The sequence below is a fragment of the Streptomyces sp. NPDC054840 genome (genome assembly GCF_053611065.1).
The window spans coordinates 1-6,275 of the sequence record NZ_JBSGZP010000443.1 but is presented as its reverse complement, the minus strand read 5'-3'; the positions used below and the strand labels follow the sequence as shown (position 1 = coordinate 6,275).

At 73.8% G+C, this 6,275-nt stretch carries 6 protein-coding genes; 4 read left to right on the top strand and 2 right to left on the bottom strand.

Features of this window, described 5'->3' with window-relative positions:
• Positions 1-7: 7 nt before the first annotated feature.
• On the bottom strand, positions 8-781 hold the full coding sequence (locus ACWGIU_RS26360; RefSeq protein ID WP_453709743.1) for a PE-PPE domain-containing protein: 774 nt from the start codon (positions 779-781) through the stop codon (positions 8-10).
• A gap of 199 nt (positions 782-980) precedes the next feature.
• Here ACWGIU_RS26360 and ACWGIU_RS26355 point away from each other — a divergent pair, with 199 nt between their 5' ends.
• Complete coding sequence (locus ACWGIU_RS26355; protein ID WP_453709741.1) at positions 981-3,428, top strand: helix-turn-helix domain-containing protein; 2,448 nt, start codon at positions 981-983, stop codon at positions 3,426-3,428.
• A gap of 4 nt (positions 3,429-3,432) precedes the next feature.
• On the opposite strand, the gene ACWGIU_RS26350 is transcribed toward ACWGIU_RS26355, so the two are convergent.
• The gene (locus ACWGIU_RS26350) at positions 3,433-4,356 is read right to left on the bottom strand and encodes an NADP-dependent oxidoreductase (RefSeq protein WP_453709739.1); all 924 of its coding nucleotides are present in this window, start codon (positions 4,354-4,356) and stop codon (positions 3,433-3,435) included.
• Between the two features lie 134 nt (positions 4,357-4,490).
• Between ACWGIU_RS26350 and ACWGIU_RS26345 the strand changes: the two genes are divergently transcribed.
• The 3 genes from ACWGIU_RS26345 to ACWGIU_RS26335 all read left to right on the top strand — a co-directional run.
• Positions 4,491-5,507 (top strand): GlxA family transcriptional regulator, encoded by a 1,017-nt coding sequence (locus ACWGIU_RS26345; protein WP_453709744.1) that lies wholly within the window; start codon positions 4,491-4,493, stop codon positions 5,505-5,507.
• An 88-nt stretch (positions 5,508-5,595) separates the two neighbouring features.
• Positions 5,596-5,940 (top strand): DUF1330 domain-containing protein, encoded by a 345-nt coding sequence (locus ACWGIU_RS26340; protein WP_453709737.1) that lies wholly within the window; start codon positions 5,596-5,598, stop codon positions 5,938-5,940.
• Between the two features lie 2 nt (positions 5,941-5,942).
• Positions 5,943-6,275: hypothetical protein (locus ACWGIU_RS26335; protein ID WP_453709735.1), on the top strand; the 333-nt coding region annotated here is incomplete at its 3' end.

The window sequence follows — 6,275 nt, the reverse complement described above, 5'->3', positions numbered from 1 at the left end:
GCCGGGATCAGGCTGCCGGGTACCAGACGGTCCCGCTGCCGCCGTGCTGGGCGAGGGTGCTCGCGATGATCTCGCCGTCCCGGAAGTAGCGCGGGTGCTGCTGCAGGAAGCCGGGGAAGGAATCCAGGGACGTCGCGTCACACACCCCGTCGGTCTTGATGCAGTGGCGCTGGACCGGGACGCCGGGGAACACCTCCGGCCCGGTGCCGGGGGAGTACGCCACGAACGGGATGAGGACCCCTTGGGGGACCAGCCGCCAGAAACCGGTTCCCGGCTGCATGGGGTCGGAGTAGAGCATGCCGTCGACCCGGTCGCGCGGCACCTCGCTGCCGTTGTTGGCGATCGTCTGGAGCAGCAGGTCGCCGACCCAGGCGCCCTGGGAGTAGCCGGCGATGGTGAAGGTCGCGGTCGGGTCGGCCCGGTAGGCGTTCTCCAGGGCCGCCTTTGCGTTCCAGTAGCCCTGGTTCACGCTGTCGCCGAAGCTCGGCGCGAAGGGGGCCGGTTGTTCGTTGTGGCTCCCGACGAAGGGGCCGCCGCTGGCCACGTAGCAGACCGGAATCGCGATGCCCCCGTCCAGGTGCCGGTTCGCGGCTTCGAAGCTCGTCGTGCACCCGGGCGCCTCGGCGGCCGCCCCGGTGCCGCCGATCTGGATGTAGTAGTGGTTCGCCGGGGCGGCCTGTGCGGTGGCCGGCGCGGCCACGGCGCCGGCGAGCAGCAGGACCGTCGACGCGACGACGGACTTGAGGCGGCGGGCGAGCCTGTTCGGCTTCGTGACGGACATACGGGTCAACTCCCCTGGGTCAAGGCGGACACCGCGTCGGGTGCGGCGACCGGCACTCATCGTGGTGTTCGTGCTGGTCGCGGGACCATGCCCGCAACCGGCCATATGTGGCCGGTCGACGGTGGCCGGTGGTTTGACCGGGATCCGGGAGGACATCGGACTCACGTGGCAGGGCCGTCGTCGGGGGAAGGGCATGGAAGTGAGCAGCCAGTTCGGCGCGTTGCTCCGCGGGTTGCGGCACGAGGCGGGGATGACGCAGGAGCAGCTGGCCGAGCGGTCCCGGCTCGGGGTCCGCACCATCCACCGGCTGGAGACCGGCAAACCCACCGACGCCCGGATGGGAACGGTCAAGCAGGTCGCCCACGCGCTGGCCGACGAGCTGAAGCGCGACCGGGACGAGCTCTGGACGGAGCTGCTGGCCGCACACCGCGGCACCGCAACCCCCGCCGGGGAGGACCTACGCGCCGCACGCGCCCCCGTACCGGAGCCGGCGCCGGATCCGGAGCGGTCGACCGGACCGGACCGTCCGGCCCGGCCGGTTCCGCACCGCGGCCCGGCGGCGTCCCGGGGCGCCCTGGCCGAGGCCGCCGAGTCGCTCGCCCACGACGTCTACGGCCGCTGCATCCGCGAGGAGGAGCAGCGCCGCATCCATGACCCCTTCCCGCTGCCCGTGCGGTGGCGGTCGGCCCCCGCCGATCTGCTGGACCACTGGGACAACATCCGCGGCACCCCGCCCGGAGCCGCCCGCGGCCCGCTCACCCTGGACGGCGGCCTCACCGAGATCGCCGACGTCTACCGGCGCGTCCGGTCCGGGCGGCTGGTCGTGCTCGGCCGGGCCGGCTCCGGCAAGACCGTCCTCGTCCTGCGGTTCGTCCTCGACCAGCTGGTCGCGCGCTCCGACGGCGAGCCCGTGCCCGTGGTCTTCAGCATGGGATCGTGGGACCCGACCGGCACCACCCTGCGCGACTGGCTGATCGCCCGCCTGCTGCGCGACCACCCGAACCTCGACGCGCGCGCCCCCGGCGGCACCACCCTCGCAGCCGCCCTGGTGGACGCCGGATGGATCCTGCCGGTCCTGGACGGGTTCGACGAGATGGCCACCGGACTGCTCGGCGTCGCCCTGCGCGAACTCAACGCGAGCTCGCTTCCCCTGCTGCTGACCAGCCGCACCGAACAGTTCGCCGAGGCCGTCGTCGGGGTCGAGGTGCTCCGCCGGACCGCGGGCATCGAACTGCTGGACCTGGACGCCGACGACCTGGTCCACTACCTGCCCCGCACCGCGCGCCCGAGCGCGCCGGCCGACCGGGACGGGCGGGCCGCCACCGGTTGGGACCCCGTCCTGGAACGGCTGCGCACCGACCCGGACGGCGGGCCGGGCGCCCGCCTCAGGTCCGTACTGAGCACCCCGCTGATGGTCCTGCTCGCCCGGACCGCCTACAGCGACACCCCGGCCCACGACCCGGCCGGGCTGCTGGACGAGGCCCGCTTCCCGACCCCGGAGGCCATCGAGGAGCACCTGCTGGCCGGGTTCGTGCCGAGCGTCTACCGGCGCCCGCCCACGGCCGTCCCGGGCGCCCGCCGCACGCGCAGGCCCCGTGGCTGGGACCCGCACCGCGCCCGGCGCTACCTGGGCCACCTCGCCGACCACCTGGACCGGCCCGAGCGCCGCATGGGCCAGGACCTGGCCTGGTGGCAGTTGCGCGACTCCCTGCGGCTGTCCTCGCGGATCCTGGCCGTCGTCCTCGCCTGCTCCCTTGTCACCGCCCTCGCCGACTGGATGGTCTTCCCGGCGAAGAACCTGGCCGCCGGCCGCGGTGCCGCGTTCGCGCTGGGTACGGGTCTGCTGGACGCCGTGCTGTTCGGCCCCGCCGTCGGCCTCGCCTTCGGGCTGGTCTACGGGCTCATGGCCGTGCTCGGGATCCGGGCGTTCGAACCGTCCCGGGTGCGCATGCGGCTGCCCGGCCGCGGCCGGCGGGGCGTCGGACCGACCTCCCGCCGGTTCGCCACCCTGGTCCCGGCCGGACTGCTGGGCGGCTTCGTCATGGGCCTCGGCTGCGGGCTCGCGTTCACCGTCGGCGCGCAGCTGACGTACGGCGGGGTGCTGGTCAACGCGGCGGTCATCGAGGCGACGGCGGTCAACTGCCTCATGTACGGGCTCACCTTCGCCTTGGCGGGAGGGCTCGTACTGGGGCTCGTGGCCACCCTGGAGACCCCCATCGACCTCGGCTCCGCCGCCACTCCGACGGACCTGCTGGCCATCAACCGCAGCATCGTGGTGCGCCAGGCGCTCTTCCTCGCACCGATGCTCACCCTGGTGATCGCCTTCGGCGGCCGGCTCATGACCGAGCTGCTCCAAGACGTCGTCGGCCCCCTGACCTGGCCGATGGCCGACGGACTCGCGCTCGGCGCGGTGGGCGGGGTGGCCGGCGCGCTGTCCTACGTCCTGGCGTTCACCGCCTGGGGCCAGTGGGTGCTCCTGACCCGGATCTGGCTCCCACTGACCGGCCGCCTCCCCTGGGCGACGGTCGCCTTCCTGGAGGACGCCTACCGGCGCGGCGTCCTGCGCCAGGTCGGCGCCGTCTACCAGTTCCGCCACGCACGCCTCCAGCGCCACCTGCGCGGCCGGCCCACCACCGACAGGGCCTGAGGGCTCAGGCGACGGTCAGGACGATCTTGCCGGTGGTGCGGCCCTGCTCGCCGATCTCGTGGGCCTTCGCCGCCTGCTCCAGCGGCAGCACCGTGTCGACCAGCGGCTTCAGCAGGCCCTGCTCGACGAGCGCCGCGATCTCCCGCAGACCGCCCAGGTCCGGCTCCACCAGGACCCAGGAGGCGTGCACGCCCTGCGGGTCGGCCGGGAGGGAGTCGGGGCCGGGGAGGGTCACCAGGTGGCCGCCGGCCTTGAGGACCTTCAGCGAGCGCCGGGTGTAGTCCCCGCCGATGGCGTCGATCACCACGTCCACCTCGGCGACGGCGTCCTCGAAGTCCGTGGTGCGGTAGTCGATCACCTCGTCGGCGCCGAGCTCACGCAGCAGCGCGTGCTTGCCCGCGCTCGCGGTGCCGATCACGTACGCGCCGCGGGCCTTGGCGATCTGCACCGCCAGGTGTCCCACCCCGCCGGCCGCCGCGTGCACCAGCACCCGCTGGCCGGCGCTCACCCCGGCCGTGTCCACCAGGGCCTGCCAGGCGGTCAGCGCGGCCAGCGGCAGAGCCGCGGCCTGCACGTGGTCCAGGGCGGCCGGCTTGGAGGCGAAGTGCCGGGCGGGGGCGGTCACGTACTCGGCGTAGCCACCCGCCTGCCGCGGGAAGTGCGGCATGCCGTACACCTCGTCACCGGGGGCGTGGACCGTCACGCCGGGGCCGACCGCCTCGACGGTGCCGGAGACGTCCCAGCCCACGATCGGGTGCTCGCCCCAGGCGATGAGCGCCCCGCTGTCCCTGGTCTTCCAGTCGACGGGGTTGACGCCGGCCGCGTGGACCCGGACCAGGACCTCGCCCAGACCGGGCTCGGGCCGGTCGATCTCCCGCTCGACCAGGTTCTCCGGGCCGCCCCACTCGTTCACGACGATCGCGCGCATCTCTGTCCGCCTCATTCCATCCGTTGGCGTCGTTCCGGGTCGTTTCCCGGCGACGTGTCTCAGATTCGGCCACGGCGCCCTGAGACGGTGTTGGCCGTTTGGCCACTATGTGACAGGATCTGGCCATGAGTGAGATGCGGGACCACACCGAGCACACGGCCCGCCCCGGGAGCGGCACGGACGGGCGGCACCTGGTCGCGGTGCTCGCCCTGCCGGGCTTCCCCCCGTTCGAGCTGGGCATTCCCTCGCGGGTCTTCGGCAGCGCCGTGGGCGAGGACGGCGAAGCCCTCTACGAGGTCGTCGTCTGCACCGCGGACGGCGCCCCCGTGCTCAGCGACTCCGGCTTCACCCTCCAGCCCGCCGCCGGACCCGAAGCCCTCGCCGCCGCCGACACCGTGATCGTCCCGCCCACCCACGCCATGCCCGAGCTGGCCCTCGGCGGGCCGCTGCCTCCCGCGGTCGCCGCGGCCATCGCCGGGATCCGCCCCGGCACCCGCCTGGTGTCGATCTGCACCGGCTCCTACGTGCTCGCCGCCGCCGGCCTCCTCGACGACCGGCCCGCGACCACCCACTGGAACCTCGCCCAGGAGTTCCGGCGCGCCTACCCGAGGGTCCGCATCGACGAGGACGTTCTCTTCGTCGACGACGGCGACGTGCTGACCTCGGCCGGCGTCTCCGCCGGAGTCGACCTCTGCCTGCACATGATCCGCCGCGACCACGGTGTCGCCGTCACCAATCGCGCCGCGCGCATGTGCGTCGTCCCGCCGTGGCGCGACGGCGGCCAAGCCCAGTTCATCGACCGCCCGGTCCCCGAGCCCTCGGTCGCCAGCACCACCGCCACCCGCGCCTGGGCCCTGGAACGCCTCGCCGAACCGGTCACCCTCACCGAACTGTCCGAGCACGCCCGGATGAGCCTGCGCACCTTCACCCGGCGGTTCCGCGACGAGGTCGGCATGACCCCGGTGCAATGGCTCACCGCCCAACGGCTCGAACTGGCCCGCCACCTGCTGGAGTCCAGCGACCTGCCGGTCGACCTGGTCGCCCACCGGGCCGGCTTCGGCTCGGCGAACTCCCTGCGCCAGCACATGCGTTCCACGGTCGGCGTCTCCCCGATCGCCTACCGGCGCACCTTCCAGCCCGCATCTGCATGACCTCTGAGGTAATCGCCGCCGGGCCCGCGCGCTGACAGCATCGGACCAACGGCCCGGACCGACGGGCCGGTCCACAGGGGAGCAGACCATGACCGCGTACGCCATCGCCCACCTCCGCCCCACCACCATGAACGAGGACGTCCTCCGGTACATCGAGACGATTCAGTCGACCATGGACCCCTTCGACGGCCGCTTCCTCGTCCACGGCAAGGAGGTAGAGGTCATGGAGGGCCCCTTCCCCGGCACCGTCGTCGTCATCGCCTTCCCGGACATCGAGAGCGCCCGCGCCTGGTACGCCTCCGACGCCTACCAGGCCATCCTGCCGCTGCGCACCGACCACATCGCGGGCGAAGCCGTCCTGGTCGAGGGCGTCCCGGCCGACTACGACGCCAGGCGGCGGGCCGCCGCCCTGCGCGAGGCCGCGGGGCTCTGAGCATGGGCAACCGGGCCGTCTTCGTGCTTCCGGGCCCCGGAGGCCACACTCGCCACCGCTCCTCCTACGGCGCCGTGGGGCTGGACCTCGACCTGCTGGGCGGGCCGGAAGCGGTGCTGCCGTTCCTGCGCGGCCACGCCGTCGACGACAGCTGGTACCCCGACGACATGGTCGAGGCCGGCGTCCTCGCCGACGAGGCCCGCCGCCTCCTGCTGGTCTTCGCGCGGGAGGGGCCCATCGCCTCCCTGCGCACCCGGGCCGCCGCCCTGGAGCTGCTGCGCCGTGCCTGGCCCGGCTGGGAGGTGCGCTGGGTCTACGACGGACAGAGCGGGCTG